Source organism: Bradyrhizobium diazoefficiens, assembly GCF_016612535.1.
Classification (GTDB): domain Bacteria; phylum Pseudomonadota; class Alphaproteobacteria; order Rhizobiales; family Xanthobacteraceae; genus Bradyrhizobium; species Bradyrhizobium diazoefficiens_C.
On record NZ_JAENXS010000002.1, the window covers coordinates 25,792 to 40,495 of the forward strand.

At 64.0% G+C, this 14,704-nt stretch carries 18 protein-coding genes and 1 pseudogene; 9 read left to right on the plus strand and 10 right to left on the minus strand.

The window, feature by feature from the left end; translation table 11 throughout:
• The first annotated feature begins 14 nt into the window (after positions 1-14).
• A complete protein-coding gene (locus JJE66_RS16745) occupies positions 15-215 on the plus strand; it encodes a hypothetical protein (RefSeq protein WP_200515431.1) in 201 nt (66 codons plus the stop codon).
• 70 nt (positions 216-285) lie between these two features.
• On the opposite strand, the gene JJE66_RS16750 is transcribed toward JJE66_RS16745, so the two are convergent.
• Positions 286-1,302: a TRAP transporter substrate-binding protein gene (locus JJE66_RS16750; protein WP_200515432.1), complete on the minus strand. Its 1,017-nt coding sequence runs from the start codon at positions 1,300-1,302 to the stop codon at positions 286-288.
• Between the two features lie 21 nt (positions 1,303-1,323).
• Here JJE66_RS16750 and JJE66_RS16755 point away from each other — a divergent pair, with 21 nt between their 5' ends.
• Positions 1,324-2,364, plus strand: a complete 1,041-nt coding sequence (locus JJE66_RS16755; RefSeq protein WP_210349831.1) for a lytic transglycosylase domain-containing protein — start codon at positions 1,324-1,326, stop codon at positions 2,362-2,364.
• A 169-nt stretch (positions 2,365-2,533) separates the two neighbouring features.
• Positions 2,534-3,025, plus strand: coding sequence for a tRNA (N6-threonylcarbamoyladenosine(37)-N6)-methyltransferase TrmO (gene tsaA / locus JJE66_RS16760; protein ID WP_200515433.1), 492 nt, complete (start codon positions 2,534-2,536; stop codon positions 3,023-3,025).
• Between the two features lie 93 nt (positions 3,026-3,118).
• Here tsaA and JJE66_RS16765 read toward each other — a convergent pair whose 3' ends face one another.
• Genes JJE66_RS16765 through JJE66_RS16780 form a run of 4 tightly spaced genes read right to left on the minus strand, consistent with a single transcriptional unit; the run spans position 3,119 to position 6,143 of the window.
• Positions 3,119-3,547, minus strand: coding sequence for an HIT family protein (locus JJE66_RS16765; RefSeq protein WP_200515434.1), 429 nt, complete (start codon positions 3,545-3,547; stop codon positions 3,119-3,121).
• Between the two features lie 60 nt (positions 3,548-3,607).
• Positions 3,608-4,864, minus strand: a complete 1,257-nt coding sequence (locus JJE66_RS16770) for a GNAT family N-acetyltransferase (RefSeq protein WP_200515435.1) — start codon at positions 4,862-4,864, stop codon at positions 3,608-3,610.
• 54 nt (positions 4,865-4,918) lie between these two features.
• Entirely contained in the window at positions 4,919-5,665 is a 747-nt protein-coding gene (locus JJE66_RS16775) for a glycerophosphodiester phosphodiesterase (RefSeq protein ID WP_200515436.1), read from the minus strand.
• Between the two features lie 10 nt (positions 5,666-5,675).
• Positions 5,676-6,143, minus strand: a complete 468-nt coding sequence (locus JJE66_RS16780; RefSeq protein ID WP_200515437.1) for a RidA family protein — start codon at positions 6,141-6,143, stop codon at positions 5,676-5,678.
• 250 nt (positions 6,144-6,393) lie between these two features.
• On the opposite strand from JJE66_RS16780, the gene JJE66_RS16785 reads away from it, so the two are divergent.
• From JJE66_RS16785 to JJE66_RS16795, 3 genes are all read left to right on the plus strand, one after another.
• Positions 6,394-7,239 carry a cell envelope integrity EipB family protein gene (locus tag JJE66_RS16785; protein WP_200515438.1) on the plus strand — a complete coding sequence of 282 codons (846 nt, stop codon included), beginning with the start codon at positions 6,394-6,396 and terminating at the stop codon, positions 7,237-7,239.
• Between the two features lie 73 nt (positions 7,240-7,312).
• Positions 7,313-7,714, plus strand: coding sequence for a RidA family protein (locus tag JJE66_RS16790; RefSeq protein ID WP_200515439.1), 402 nt, complete (start codon positions 7,313-7,315; stop codon positions 7,712-7,714).
• Positions 7,715-7,974: 260 nt separating this feature from the next.
• Positions 7,975-8,406 carry a MerR family transcriptional regulator gene (locus JJE66_RS16795; RefSeq protein WP_200515440.1) on the plus strand — a complete coding sequence of 144 codons (432 nt, stop codon included), beginning with the start codon at positions 7,975-7,977 and terminating at the stop codon, positions 8,404-8,406.
• On the opposite strand, the gene JJE66_RS16800 is transcribed toward JJE66_RS16795, so the two are convergent.
• Entirely contained in the window at positions 8,383-8,793 is a 411-nt protein-coding gene (locus tag JJE66_RS16800) for a nuclear transport factor 2 family protein (protein ID WP_200515441.1), read from the minus strand. The genes JJE66_RS16795 and JJE66_RS16800 overlap by 24 nt on opposite strands.
• A 162-nt stretch (positions 8,794-8,955) precedes the next feature.
• On the opposite strand from JJE66_RS16800, the pseudogene JJE66_RS16805 reads away from it, so the two are divergent.
• Positions 8,956-9,599, plus strand: a pseudogene (locus JJE66_RS16805) (IS5 family transposase); the annotation flags it as partial.
• Positions 9,600-9,696: 97 nt separating this feature from the next.
• Here the strand turns inward: JJE66_RS16805 and JJE66_RS16810 are convergent.
• From JJE66_RS16810 to JJE66_RS16820, 3 genes are all read right to left on the minus strand, one after another.
• The gene (locus JJE66_RS16810) at positions 9,697-10,104 is read right to left on the minus strand and encodes an ACT domain-containing protein (protein ID WP_200515442.1); all 408 of its coding nucleotides are present in this window, start codon (positions 10,102-10,104) and stop codon (positions 9,697-9,699) included.
• 216 nt (positions 10,105-10,320) lie between these two features.
• Positions 10,321-11,610, minus strand: coding sequence for a DNA polymerase IV (locus JJE66_RS16815; protein WP_200515443.1), 1,290 nt, complete (start codon positions 11,608-11,610; stop codon positions 10,321-10,323).
• Positions 11,607-11,918, minus strand: coding sequence for a DUF3572 domain-containing protein (locus JJE66_RS16820; protein ID WP_200515444.1), 312 nt, complete (start codon positions 11,916-11,918; stop codon positions 11,607-11,609). The genes JJE66_RS16815 and JJE66_RS16820 overlap by 4 nt, the downstream gene beginning before the upstream one ends.
• Positions 11,919-12,168: 250 nt before the next feature.
• Here JJE66_RS16820 and JJE66_RS16825 point away from each other — a divergent pair, with 250 nt between their 5' ends.
• A complete protein-coding gene (locus JJE66_RS16825; protein ID WP_008566616.1) occupies positions 12,169-12,534 on the plus strand; it encodes a response regulator in 366 nt (121 codons plus the stop codon).
• A gap of 14 nt (positions 12,535-12,548) precedes the next feature.
• The gene (locus tag JJE66_RS16830) at positions 12,549-13,922 is read left to right on the plus strand and encodes a PleD family two-component system response regulator (RefSeq protein WP_200515445.1); all 1,374 of its coding nucleotides are present in this window, start codon (positions 12,549-12,551) and stop codon (positions 13,920-13,922) included.
• A 172-nt stretch (positions 13,923-14,094) separates the two neighbouring features.
• On the opposite strand, the gene JJE66_RS16835 is transcribed toward JJE66_RS16830, so the two are convergent.
• Positions 14,095-14,685: a TetR/AcrR family transcriptional regulator gene (locus tag JJE66_RS16835; protein WP_200515446.1), complete on the minus strand. Its 591-nt coding sequence runs from the start codon at positions 14,683-14,685 to the stop codon at positions 14,095-14,097.
• Positions 14,686-14,704 lie beyond the last annotated feature (19 nt).

Here is a 14,704-nt window from a genome sequence, read left to right on the forward strand (position 1 = left end):
CAGGAGAGGGCCGAATGAGCGAGCGACTTCAGACACTGAAGAAGGCCCGCGATCGCATGATCGAGGACAGGGATGCGCACGCGAAGGTGCTGGCTGCTCCCTTTGTGCGTGACACGGCCGAGCGAGCGCGCAACAAGTTCGTGGAGCTCCAGGCGGTGATCGACGCCCTCGACCGCGCCATCAGCGGCGAAGACCTGGTTCCGGTCAAAAACTGAAGCAGCGAAAGGCGAAACCGCCGGAGGTTTCACCGCAGCAGTGGCATGCCAAGCGCCGCTGGCGGTCCTCTCATTGGTGTTTTGCCCATTCGACGATCGCGGCGGCGTCCGCGCCGGCCTGCGCCTCCCAGGCCGTGATGGTGCCCGCTGCTGCCGTTCGGAGCGCCGTAACGAGGGCCGGCGGTGCGGGCTCGGCGATATTGACACCGTTGTCGCGCATGCGCGCATAATTCTCGGACGTGCGGTGGGCCAGCAGTGCGAACTGGCTCTGCTCGGTCTCGGCCGCGGCGGCCAGCACCTCGCGCTGCATCGGCTCGGGCAGCGCGGCAAAGGCCTCACTGCGGACGAAGGCGATCGAGACCGGCATCGCGTAGTTGATGGCTGTGAAATAGGGCAGGAAGTCCCACAGCTTGCGTCCCGCGCCACCGTCGCCGGAGGTGAGGAACGCATTCAGTTGATGGTCCCTGAGGCCGGCAAGCGCTTTGTCCATCGGCAGGAACTGCGCATTGGCGCCCGCCGCGCGCATCACGGCGTTGGAATTGGCATCGTAGGCCCGCAAATTCAGTCCGGGCAGATCGTCGGGGCCTGCGAGCGAATGATCCGACCAGAGGCCGGTGGCCGGCCAGATCGTCAGATAGAGCAGCTTGAGACCGCGTGCGGCAAAGGCCTTCTCGTAGAGGGGGCGCGCCCGTGCATTGGCGGTGCGGGCGATATCGACCGATTGTACCAGAAATGGCAGGGTGGAGAGACCGAGTACCGGGTCGAGGCCGGACAGCGCGCCGGCAAAGGCGTCACCGCCGGCGATCCGACCGTCCAGCGCCGCACGCGGCATCTCGCCTGAGTTGATCTTGAGCTCGTTGTCGAAGGCGTTGGCCACGGTCACGAAACCGCTTGTGCGCGTCGCGACGCGATCGGCGAAAGTGGTGAGGCCGATCCCCGAAATGTTATTTTGCGGATATTCCGTGGTCATCCGCCAGTTGACTTGTGCCAAGGCCGGCCCGGCGCTGAAGACGAGCGCGGCGAGGGCAAGGAAGGCGCGGATCCGTTTGGCGGGGGAACGCATTGAGAGAAGCAGGTCACACAGCATAGATTGGCAACTCGACGAACCATGGCACGATGCCACGACATGGCAGATCACCTTGTTGCACGATGCGCCGCCGTCCGCCACCGCGATGCTTGGGCACGGGGGGCGCGAATTGCGTCAATCATCGTTGCCGCGTTGATCGCCTCGGCGGCATCGGCGGCAGCCTGGGACAGTTCGCCGGCAAAGACCAACGTCGCCGTTCCCAGCGTCGAAGAGCTTGCGATGCCGCCGGAGAAGACGCCGGATGCCCACGAGAGCGATACGCGGGAATCGATCTGCCTGATCGTGGAGGCGGCCGCGCGCGATGCCAATCTGCCGCTGGAATTCTTCGCCCGCGTGATCTGGCAGGAGAGCCGCTTCCAGGCCGATGCGGTGGGCCCGATGACACGCAGTGGCGAGCACGCACAGGGCATCGCGCAGTTCATGCCGGGCACCGCGAGCGAACGGGGGCTTCTCAATCCCTTCAACCCGGTCCAGGCCCTGCCGAAATCGGCGGAATTCTTGAACGAACTGCGCAATCAGTTCGGCAATCTCGGCCTCGCGGCCGCCGCCTACAATGCCGGCCCGCGCCGGGTGCAGGAATGGCTCGCCGGCACCGGCGGCATGCCGGAGCAGACCCGCAACTACGTCTACGCCATCACCGGCGCGACGGTTGACGCGTGGGCCAAGACCGGCAGCACCGGCAAGGGGCCGCCGAGCGTGCCGCCGACGAGCTGCCGCGACCTGATGGCGCTGTTGAAGCGCGCGCCGAACCCGTTCATCGCGGAGCTCGAGCAGCATGTCGAGCTTGCCGCCGCCAGGATCTGGGGCGTGCAGCTCGCTGCCGGCTTCGACCGCAACAAGGCACTGGCGATGTACTCCCGCGCCGTCACGCGCCTCAGCGCCGTGATCGGCGACCGCGATCCCAGCCTGTTGAGCTCGGTGGTGCGCAGCCGCGGTTCGCACGCCTTCTACCAGGTGCGCATCGGCACCGACACGCGACCCGAGGCCGACGATCTCTGCAATCGTATCCGCAAAGCGGGCGGGGCGTGTTTCGTGCTGAAGAATCGGGGCGTGAGGGGGTAGCGACGGCGCGCATGCCAGCCCCGCGCGGTCCGGGTCCCCCTGCGGCCCTCGTGGTGGTTCTGCTGATCCCTCGCTCGAGTTTTGCAGGCGTGGCAACGCGAAGTCTTCATGCTGGCCGGCATGTGGTGGTTGGGTTAAAACCGTCGCGAACAGCCAAGGAACAGGAAATATGGTTCGCGAAAACGAGCTCCGCGAGGGCGAGGTCGCCATCGAGCTGCCGTCGACGGAAGATGCCGGCCTGATCTTCATCGGCCGCATCCGCACGCCCTGGACCTCGCGGCTGGAAACGCCGCGGCAGGGCCGCGCCGACGGCCCCATCTGTCGGTTGGAAATCTTCGAGCCGTTCGTGCCGGCCATCAAGGGCGTCGATTTCTATAGCAATCTCGAAGTGCTCTACTGGCTGGACAAATCCCGCCGCGACATCGTGCTGCAAAGCCCGAAAAACAACGAGAAAACCCGCGGCACGTTCTCGCTGCGCTCGCCGGTGCGGCCAAACCCGATCGGCACCTCGATCGTGAAGCTCGTCGGCATCGAGGGCAACGCGATCCTGGTGCGCGGCCTCGACTGCATCGACCATACGCCCCTGATCGATATCAAGCCCGACCGCTGCGAGTTCACGCCGTTGGCCGCGCCGCAGGCCGGGGATTTTCAGGCGGAGTGAAGGGGGCGAGATCGTAGCCCGTATGGAGCGTAGCGAAAAGCGGGGACGGTCCCGGATTGCGCTTCGCTCCATCCGGGCTACGGCGGCTGAGACCTACCTAGCCTTCAACGCCGCGATCAGCTTGGCCGCGTTCTCTTCCAGTACCTTGACATCTTCCTTGCGGCTGGCGGGCGGCAGCATCGCGACGCCGTCGTGGCGGGGCATCACGTGCACGTGGAGATGAAATACCACCTGTCCGCCAGCGGCCTCGTTGAACTGCTGCACGGTGATGCCGTCGGCGTTGAACGCCGTCATCGCGGCGGCCGCGATCCTGTGCGTGCCGCGGGCGACATGGGCGTAGTCGTCGGGGCTGATGTCGAGAATGTTGCGGGCGGGGGCCTTCGGGATTACCAGCGTGTGGCCGGGCACGCGCGGCATGATGTCGAGGAACGCGAAGACGTGCTCGTCCTCGTAGACCTTGTGGCAGGGAAATTCGCCGCGCAGGATCTTAGCGAAGATGTTGTTGGGGTCGTAGGCGGTCATGGTAGCTCCTCGGCGGCTCCCTGGAATTTTGCGCTTACTGTCACCAGCCGCAGTGAGCCGTCAAGGCGCCTCGTCGAGGCCTTTCCGGAAGGGGCCGAGCTCAGCCAACTCCCGTCCGGCCTCCGCGACATAGGTGCGCTCGCGTTTGAGGTAATCGTCGATGGCGCGGCGCAGGCCGGGATCGGCGATGAAGTGGGCGGAATGGGTGGTCCGCGGCAGGTAGCCGCGCGCGATCTTGTGCTCACCCTGCGCGCCGGCCTCGACGTGGGTCAGGCCGCGCTTGATCGCGAAATCGATCGCCTGATAGTAGCACACCTCGAAATGCAGGAAGGGATGGTGCTCGATCGCGCCCCAGTTGCGGCCGAACAGCGTGTCCGAGCCGATGAAATTGATCGCGCCCGCGATCCAGCGGTCGTTGCGGCGGGCCATGACCAGCAGCACGTCCTCGCTCATGGTCTCGCCGATCAGCGAGAAGAATTCGCGCGTGAGATATGGCCGGCCCCATTTGCGCGAGCCTGTCTCCATGTAGAACGTGAAGAAGGCGTCCCAGGCGTCCTCGGTGATATCGCGGCCGGTGAGCCAGTGGATGGTGATCCCAGAGGCCAGCGCATCGCGCCGCTCGCGCTTGATCGATTTGCGGTGGCGCGAGTTCAGCGTCGCCAGAAAGTCGTCGAAGGTGGCAAAACCCTCGTTGCGCCAGTGGAACTGCTGGTCGGTACGCTGAAGGAAGCCGTGTCGCGCGAGCAGCTTCCACTCGGCCTCGCGGGCGAAGGTAACGTGCACCGAAGACGCCTTGCTGACGCCGCACAACGCCACCAGACCGCTCGCCAGCGCTTCCGTGATGCGCTCGTGGTCGACCCCGTCGCGGACCAGCAGCCGCGGCCCCGTCGCCGGCGTGAAGGGAACAGAGACCTGGAGCTTCGGGTAGTAGCGTCCGCCGGCGCGCTCATAGGCGTCCGCCCAGCCGCGGTCGAAGACGTATTCGCCTTGGCTGTGCGACTTCAGATAACAGGGCACTGCTCCGGCGACACGGCCGCCGATCTTGGCCACCAGATGCCGCGGTCCCCAGCCGGTGCGGATTGTGGCCGAACCCGATTTCTCAACGGCAGCAAGAAACGCGTGGGATACGAATGGGTTATACGGAGGCCTTAAGAGGCCGAGGGAATCGGCTGGGAGCCCGGACGAGGTTCCCGCGCTATGCCCGTTGCAAGCCTTTTCAAGATAAGCCCTGCCAGGATTGGCGCAGGCGTCCCAATCTTCCGGCGAGACTTCGCTGATGGATGGGACGGCGTCGAGCGTGATGTCGGATGATGCCATTGCGCCCAAGATCGTGCATTGCGGCAGCGACTTCAAGAGTGGGGAACATCAAGCCTACGGCACAAACCCCTCGAAAATCATCTGGTCCGCATATTGCCCGACCCGCGTCCGCTGCTCCGGCGTTCGCACGGTCCAGCCGAGCAGGGCGCAGCCGAACACATTGCGGGCGATCCAGGGCGCCGGGGCCGGGAGGTGGTCGACCTTGAAGGCGACGAAATGCGGCTGGGTCTGGAAGCCGTGGCGCAGGTACAGCATGCTGTCGCGCTGCGCTTGCGTCAGATTGGCCCAGTATTCGTCCTCATAGCTCCGCTGCGCGACGATGCCGCGCGGGCGGGAGGGCAGCAGCTCGCGCAGCGCCAACACCTGGTCGGGGTCGAAGGACATGCCGACCGCCGGTCCCTGATATGACCCCAGCACCTCGGCCATCCGCCTCACCAGCTTGCGGTCGCCGTCAAAATGGCTCTTCACCTCGATCACCAGCGGCACGCGGGCGGCGACCATCGTGCAGAGATCGGACAGCGACATCATCCGCTCCGGCGTGTCCTTGAACTTGATGGCTTTCAGTTCGGCGGCGGTTTTCTCGACCACATCGCCGGCGGCCTCGGTGAGGCGGCCAAGCGCATGGTCGTGATGCACCATGGCCTCGCCGTCGGCCGAGAGCTGGATGTCGACCTCGATGGAAAAATTGCCCGCGATCGCCGGCTGCACCGCGCCCGGCATGTTCTCGACGATGCCGCGCGAGATGTCATGCAGGCCGCGATGGGCGATCGGCCGCGCTGTCAGCCAATCAGGAGCACGCACGATGCTGGCCTCAGGCGACCTCGAACACGCCGTCGACCTCGACGGCCGCATCCGCAGGCAGCGAGGCGACGCCGACGGTGGTGCGGGCGTGGCGGCCCTTGTCACCGAAGGCGGCGACCATCAGGTCGGAGGCGCCGTTCAGGACCTTCGGCCCGTCCAGGAAATCGGGCGCCGAGTTGATGAAGCCGCCGAGGCGCACCACGCGGACGACCTTGTCGAGATCGCCGAGCGCCGCCTTGACCTGGGCCAGCAGGTTGACGGCGCAGCCGCGGGCTGCCGCGGCGCCGTCTTCAAGCGAGACGCCGTCGCCGAGCTTGCCCTTCGCAATCAGCTTGCCGTCGGGGGCGAAGCAGACCTGACCGGACACGAACAGCAAATTGCCGGTGCGCACGAACGGGACGTAGTTGGCCACGGGGGTGGGGGCCTCATGCAGCTTGATGCCCTGTTCCGCCAGTTTCTGTTCGACCGTGCCCGCCATCTTCGACCTCATTGTCCAAAAATCATCCGCTTCGGCCGCCTGATGTCGCGGCCGGGCGGATCTGTTTCGCCCATCATGCCGCCACATGCAAGCAAGCCCGCGGGGCCGCCGGGCGCCGGGCTGGACTGCATTTTCCTGAGGCAGGACAGGAGGTTCAGCGGAGAGGCGCAACTTTACGTGAAACCGCCGCAGTTGCGACGCAATGGAACGGTCATTAAAGTGTCGAATCTGCGCTTCCCAAAGGACAGACATGGTGCACCTTTTCCGGACCTCGCTCGGTGTGATAGCGCTCGCGGCGGTTGCTTTCGGCACTGGCGATGGAGCCCATGCGGCCGGCGGTCCGTTCCTCTCGCACCAGGCGCTCTATGATTTGAGCCTCGTCAAATCGCGCTCTAACTCCATCAACAGCGCGCGCGGCCGCATCCTCTACAATTTCGCCGGTAATAGCTGCGAAGGCTACACCTCCGAATTCCGCCAGGTCTCCGAGCTCGACAGTGGTGAGGGCAAGATCACGCTGAGCGACCTCCGCTCCAATTCCTGGGAGGACGCCGCGGGAAAAAGCTACCGCTTCAAGATCGAGACGCGGATGAACGAGACCGAGGCCGGCCTGGTCGACGGCTCGGCTGAGCGCGACGGCGACCACATCAACGTCAAGCTGAAGTTGCCGGCGCCGAAGAATTTCACCCTCGACGGCAAGATCGTGTTCCCGACCGAACAGATCGAGCGCATCATTGCAGCCGCCAAGGACGGCAAATCGCTCCTGGAACTGTCCGTCTATGACGGCTCCGACGATGGCCAGAAGGTCTACAACACGCTGACAGTGATCGGCCAGCCGATCCCCGACGACCGCATCGCGTCGCCCGATCCCTCGACGTCGGACGAACACATGAAGTCGCTGAAGCGCTGGCCGGTCACCGTCAGCTATTTCGACCGCGACGTCCCGCAGAAGGAAGGCGAGCAGACGCCGGTCTATGCGATGTCGTTCGAACTCTACGAGAACGGCGTCTCCCGCCAGCTCGTGCTCGACTACAATGATTTCGTCATCTCCGGTTCGATGGGCAAGTTCGACGTCAAGGATAGCAAGCCCTGCAATTGAGGGCGCAAGGCTAGCCGTCAACGGCGTCTCCGGTTACGCTCTCCCTCAATCACAAACCTCCGGGAGCAGCACCATGCCCAAACTCGATCACCTCCGCCCCAGCGGCCTGCACCATAATCCCGCTTATTCCCACGTCGTTACTGCCTCCGGCGCGCGCACCATCTACATCTCCGGCCAGGTGTCTACCGACGAAGAGGGGCGGATCGTCGGCGAGGGCGATCTCGCCGCGCAGACCACGCAGGTGATGCAGAATCTCGGCCACGCGTTGAAGGCGGCTGGCGCCACCTACGCCAACATCGTCAAGATCACGACCTTCGTCGTCGGCTACAAGCCGGAGCTGCGTCCGATCATCGGCAAGGCCCGTTCCGTCTTCTTCGAAGGCATGGAGCCGCCGGCCTCGACCCTGGTCGGCGTCTCCGCGCTCGCAGCCCCCGAATGGCTGATCGAGATCGAGGCGATCGCGGTTGCGGATTGAGGCCGCAGGCCCACGCTTTCGCAAAACTTTAAAACAACCCCATGCACAGTAGAAACGCAATCTTGGAACGGGATGCGTTATTTCGTTTTTTTAGAATTTACTTTGACGCGTCGGGCAAAACAGTAGTACTATGCCATCATAGCCGTCCCAACATCGCAACGGCCGATCGAGGCAGGCGACGCGATCCAGGCTGCGCGATATCCTGTCTCCGGGCAAACAGCGCTACGCTCGCGAGGCGGCTTCGAACGAAAGGAAAGGCCATGTCGCGAGGGCTTCGCATCGGAGAGGTCGCCGGCCGAACGGGCCGCAGCATCCACACCATCCGCTGGTATGAGGCCCAGGGCTTGATCCCTGGCGTCGTCAGAGACCGCGGTGGTCGGCGGGTCTATAGCGATTTTCACGTCGGCTGGCTGGATCTGATGGAACGCCTGCGCGGCACCGGCATGTCGGTCAAGCAGATGCGGGAGTACGCCGCACTCGCCAAACGGGGCGAAGCGAGTTTGACCGAGCGTCACGCGTTGCTCGCAGCCCACCGGCAGCGCGTGCAGGACAACATCCGCCGCTGGTCGCAGGCTTTGGCGCTCATCGAAGCCAAGGTCGAATTCTATGAGGAGTGGATCGACAGAGGTGAAAGACCCGCCGCGTCGCCGCATGGACGCCTCAAGGCCTCATTGGCTGCCGGGCGGCCCTAGCACTCTCTCGACCAATGCGGTGTCCATGTACTCGGTCAGCTCGCGCAGTTTTCCGTCCGCCACGCGAATGACGAAGCAGTACGTGTTGGCGTAGAGCTCGCCGGCCAGCGTCGTTGCATTGCCCCGGCACTCGGCGACGACGTAATCGCCCTCAGCAATGATGCGGGATACCGTAAGGCTGGTGGGAGCGGTGAATTGTCGGTGGAGAGGCTTCATCAGGCGCTCTAGCACGTCGGCCTTGCCGACATACTCGCCGGACCAGGCCGTCGAGCCGGTAATGCGCCAGACGAAATCATCTGCCATCGCGGCGATGAACGGGCCGGGGTCGCGACGTGCGCGCGCATCCATGATGTCCTGAATGAGCGCCTTGTTGTCGATCACTGTCATGGGCTGTCTCCTTGGATCGAGGCCAGCCATCTCTCTACAAGCTAGAGCATGCTCTAGGGTCTGTTGAGATTCAGGATTCACAGAACGGAATGTCCGTGATTCAAGCTCCGAAAGGAGTTTGGCATGCCCCGATTCGTTCTGACAGATGCTCAATGGGCGAAGATGGAGCCGGTTTGTTTGGGCAAGCCGAGGGACCCCGGCCGCAGTGGAAGCGATAACCGTCTGTTTCTGGAAGCTGTACTGTGGATCGCCCGCACGGGCAGCCCATGGCGGGATCTGCCGCCGACGTTCGGCAACTGGAATACCGTGTTCAAACGCTATCGCGACTGGGTGAAAGCCGGTGTTTTCAAGCGGATCTTCGATGCCGTATCGGATGATCCGGACATGGAGTTCGCCATGGTCGACGCGACCATCGTCAAGGTTCACCGCCACGGGCAGGGAGCAAAAGGGGGACCAAAAATCAGGCCATCGGCAAGTCAAAAGGCGGCTGGACCACCAAAATCCTCGCGCTGACTGACGCGCTCGGGAATCTGGTGCGGTTCATCCTGCTCCCCGGCCATCGCTTTGACACCGTCGGCGTCGTGCCCCTGATCAAGGATATCGAGTTCGGTGGCTTGATCGCCGACAAGGCTTTTGATTCCAACTGGATCATCGAAGACTTGAACGAACGCAAGGCCAAGATCGTCATCTCGCAACATCAAAGGCGCGCTCAGCCTCTCGACATCGACAAAGACATTTACAAATGGCGTCACTTGATCGAAAATTTCTTCGGCAAGCTCAAGGAATTCAAACGCATAGCAATGCGTTGCGACAAGACAGACAGCAGCTTCGAGGCGATGATTTACCTCGCCACCGCTGTAATCCATTCCAGATGAATCTCAACAGACCCTAGATCAAGCGCAATCAAGCGTGTTTCGGCCGGAACCTGTCATGCAAGAGAGCCATTGCTTCATCGACCCTGTCAGCAGGTACGAAAAGATGATCGTGGTGAAAGGCCGAAACGGCGTTCACGCTGATGCCGGCGTCGGCCAGACACGCCGTGATCGCCGCCAGGAACCCCACCGCATCGAGTGCGGAATGGACTGTCAACGTGATTAGGCGCGAGGCGAATGTATGGTCTAACCCTGCGGCTTGGGCCTCTTCACGTGGGATCACGAGCGTGGTCCCTTCCTGCTCGCGGAACGTCAGCAGCGGTTTGACTGCTGCCGGGATCGGCGCGTCCGTCGCGATCGTGCAGAACACGAAAATGCCTGGCTGCAGCTCCGGCTTCATGTTCTTCAGCAGGGTAGTGAGATCGCGTTCGGCTTGCATGGTCGTTACCTCTCGCGAAATTTCTCAGACGTATCCAGCACCGTCATCCTGAGGTGCCTGAGCCTGGCGGCGCAATTGCGCCGCTGGGCGGAGGCCTCGAAGGATGAACGGCCCCGGCTGCATCTCGGCCGTGCATCCTTCGAGGCTCTCCATGCGGCGCGTTGCGCCCCATGGTTCGCACCTCAGGATGACGGGATGAGCACCTCCGTCATCCCATCACTCCTGCGCCTTCTCCGGCCCGTCATACGCAATGCCGCGGATCACCGCTGCACTGCCGAACTTCTTGCGCAGGCTGTCCACCGCCCGTTCTGCATGCGCGGCGCGGCGGTCGAGCATGTCGGTGTCGTCGCCGGGCGAGCCCTCGCGCAATGCACTGACGCCGGCGCCCATCAGGCGGAAGGCGGTGCCGTCGATTTCTTTCGCCAGCATCTCACGGCAGATCGAGAAGATCTTTGCGGCGAGCTGTGTCGGGGCGGCGATCGAGTGTGAGCGCGTGCGCTGGCGGAAGTCGGCGGTCTTGAGCTTCAGCGTCACGGTCGAGCCGGCAAGCTCGCTGCTCTTCAGCCGCGACGACGTCTTCTCGCACAGCCGCCACAAAATCTTCTCCAGCGTCGCGAAATCGCGGATGTCGGTCTCGAACGTGGTCTCGCTCGAAATCGTCTTGGCGCCGCGGTCGGCCTCGACCTTGCGGTCGTCGATGCCGCGGGCGAGCCGCCACAGCCTGCGGCCTTCGCTCGGAAATTGCCGCATCATCTCGATCTCGTCGGCCTTCTGGAGATCGGCGATGATGCGGAAGCCGCGCTGCACCAAGCGCTCCTGCGTCGCGGGGCCGACGCCGAAAATGAAGCCGACCGGCTTTTCCGCCAGCATCGTGCGCGCTTCCTCCTGGTCGAGGGCGGCGAAGCCGCGCGGCTTGTCGAGGTCCGAGGCGATCTTGGCCAAGAACTTGTTGCAGGACAGGCCGACGGAGACGCTGATGCCGATGTCGCGTTCGACATCGCGGGCAAAGCGCGCCAGCACCTTGGCCGGGATCATGCCGTGGACCCGCTCGGTGCCGGAGAGATCGAGGAAGGCTTCGTCAATCGACAGCGGTTCGACCAGAGGCGTCAGCGCCTGCATGGCCTGGCGTACCTCGCGGCCGACGCGGACATACTTCGCCATGTCCGGCCGGATCACGGTCGCATGCGGGCAGGCTTCCAGCGCCCTATACATCGGCATCGCCGAGCGCACGCCATAGGTGCGCGCGATATAGCAGGCGGCCGACACCACGCCGCGCTTTCCCCCGCCGATGATGACGGGCCTGTCGACGATATCCGGATTGTCGCGCTTCTCGACCGTCGCATAGAAGGCGTCGCAGTCGATATGGGCGATGGTCAGCGTCGCGAGCGTCCGGTGGCAGACGAGGCGAGGGGAGCCGCAGGCCGTACAGCGGCGCACGCTCACATCCAGATCGGCCAGACAATCCCGGCAGAAGCAGCAGGGCCCGGCCAGATCGGGGACGCTCACGGCACGTCGCGCTCCCACGTCCGGTCGCCGAGCGCATCGCCCAGCACCTGCCGCGCTGCGGCAACGTTGGTGGGATGCAGTTCCGAGACCTTGGCAAAGGCCTTCACGGTGTCGTCATCGCGCATCACGAAATCGAGGACGCTGAGCAGGAAATTCGGGTCGGAAGCCGCGTTCCGGAGCGTCTCCGGGCCGACACCTGTCTCGGCCAGGAACAGCCCCAGCCGCTCGGGATTGCCTGCGACAAAGGACAGCGCCTGAATCGCAACGATTTCAGCGACTTCGCGGGGGTTGTGAACAGGCTTTTTCAAGGGCCCGGTTTGCCTTTCCGTTAACTTTCGGTGTCTACTTTGGAATATGCCCGAGTCTTGGGACTGAGTCTCGGGCCTGATCTTGCGGCCCCAGACAAGCAACTGGAAACCACATCGCAGAAAGTGGCCCCTCGGGTTTAACGAAACTCAAGCGAATCTGAGGCTAGTTTGAATCCAGTTTTCGAAGCGCCGGAAAGCGGCGCCTGAGGCGTCACATGCATCGGTCTCTAGGACCAAACAGGAGGGCGGGATGGCTAAGACCGTCCTGATCGTGGAAGACAACGAGCTCAACATGAAGCTCTTCCGCGACCTGCTGGAGGCGCACGGCTACCAGACCTCCGGCACCAGCAACGGTTACGAGGCGCTCGACCTCGTGCGCAAGATGCGGCCCGACCTCGTGCTGATGGATATTCAACTGCCGCAGGTCTCTGGCCTGGAGGTGACGCGCTGGATCAAGGACGATCCGGAGCTGCGCGCCATTCCCGTCGTCGCGGTCACGGCCTTCGCGATGAAGGGCGACGAAGAGCGCATCCGCGAGGGCGGCTGCGAAGCCTATTTGTCCAAGCCGATCTCGGTCGGCAAATTCATTGAGACGGTCCGGCGTTTTATCGGATAGGAAGTGAGTTCAAAGTGACCGCGCGTATCCTGGTTGTCGATGACGTCCCTGCCAACGTCAAACTCCTCGAAGCCCGTCTTTCCGCCGAATATTTCGACGTCATGACAGCCTCGAACGGCACCGAGGCGCTCGCGATCTGTGCCCGCGCCGAATGCGACATCATCCTGCTCGACGTGATGATGCCCGACATGGACGGTTTCGAAGTCTGCCGCCGCCTGAAGACCGATCCGGCCACGCACCACATTCCCGTCGTGATGGTCACCGCACTCGACAGCCCCGCCGATCGCAACCGGGGTCTCGAAGCCGGTGCCGACGACTTCCTCACGAAGCCCGTCTCCGACGTCGTGCTGATCGCGCGCGTGCGCTCGCTGACGCGGCTGAAGATGATGACGGACGAGCTGCGCATGCGCGCCATCACCTCGCTCGAGATCGGCATGCAGGCGCCCGAGCGCAGCGCCATCGCCGATGCCGGTAAGGGCGGCCGCATCCTGCTGGTCGACGACCGGCAGTCGTCCTATGAGCGGCTGGCGACGATCCTCGCCGCCGAGCACACCGTCGACGTCGAGCCCAATCCGACGGAAGCGCTGTTCCACGCGGCCGAAGGCAATTACGATTTGCTGATCGTCTCGCTCGACCTCAACAATTTCGACGGGCTCAGGCTGTGCAGCCAGGCGCGCTCGCTGGAGCGCACCCGCCACGTGCCGATCCTGGCGATCGCGGAAGCCGAGAACTCCACGCGGCTGCTCCGCGGCCTCGAGATCGGGGTCAATGACTATCTGCTGCGCCCGATCGACAAGACCGAGCTCCTGGCGCGCGCCCGCACCCAGATCCGCCGCCGCCGCTACACCGATCATTTGCGCGACAACGTGCAGAACTCGATCGAGATGGCGATCACGGACGCGCTCACCGGGCTGCACAACCGCCGCTACATGGAGAGCCATCTGGCGACGCTCGCCGAGCAGGCCTCGACCCGCGGCAAGCCCTTGGCGCTGATGATTTTGGACATCGACTATTTCAAGTCGATCAACGACAATTACGGCCACGATGCCGGCGACGACGTGCTGCGTGAATTCGCGGTGCGCGTGCGCAAGTCGATCCGCGGCATCGATCTCGCCTGCCGCTACGGCGGCGAGGAGTTCGTCATCGTGATGCCGGAGACCGATCTCCACGTCGCCGGCATGGTCGCCGAGCGCCTGCGCCGCTCGATCGCGGGCGAACCGTTCGCCGTCCACAAGGGTACCAAGCGCATCGAGGTCACGATCTCGATCGGGCTCACCACGCTCGAGCAGAAGGGCGAGGCAGTCGCCGACGTCCTCAAGCGCGCCGATACTGCGCTGTATCGTGCCAAGCACGACGGGCGCAATCGCGTGGTGTCGCAGGCGGCGTGAGGCGGTGGCACTGCCTCATTCTCGCTGTCGTCCCCGCGAAAGCCGGGACCCATAACCCCAGGGAGCGGTTGTGGATGCGAACTGGCAATTCCGAGTCTTCGTCAAACTACGGCCCGTGGCTATGGGTCCCGGCCCCCGTGCGCAATTGCGCACTAGGCCGGGACGACAATTGCTATTGCGGCGCGCGCTTGCCTTTCACCGTCGCCGCGCCACCACCGACATCCACACCCGCATTCCGCAGCAGCACCTTCGCAGCTTCCTTCGCCGCACGCGCCATCGCGGGATCGTCGCGGACGAGGTCCTGCGCGATCGAGCCATCAACCAGGAGCACGAGCTGGGTGGCGAGCGCCTCCGCATCAACAACACCGAGCTGTTCGAGGCGCTCGCGAAACCAGACGCGGCGGCTCTCCTTGAAGGCCTTGGCGATCTTCTTCACCGTGCGGTCGGTGCTGCCGACCTCCGCGACAGCATTGACGAACGGACAGCCGCGAAAGTCGGGCGAGGCGAATCGCCGTTCCAGCGAATCGAACGTCGACAGGATCTGCGTCACCGCGGTCTTGGCCGACGCGTCGGGCGCCGACGGCGGCGGGCGCACGAAGCGGCGTTCCAGGTAGGCCGCGATCAGCGCGTCCTTGGACGGGAAGTGGTTGTAGAGCGTGCGCTTGGAGATGCCGATCTCGGCCGCAACGGTGTCGACGCCGATGGCGCGGATGCCCTGAAGATAGAACAACCGGTCGGCGGTGGCGAGGATCCGCTCCTTCATGTCGGATTTTTCGGCAGAG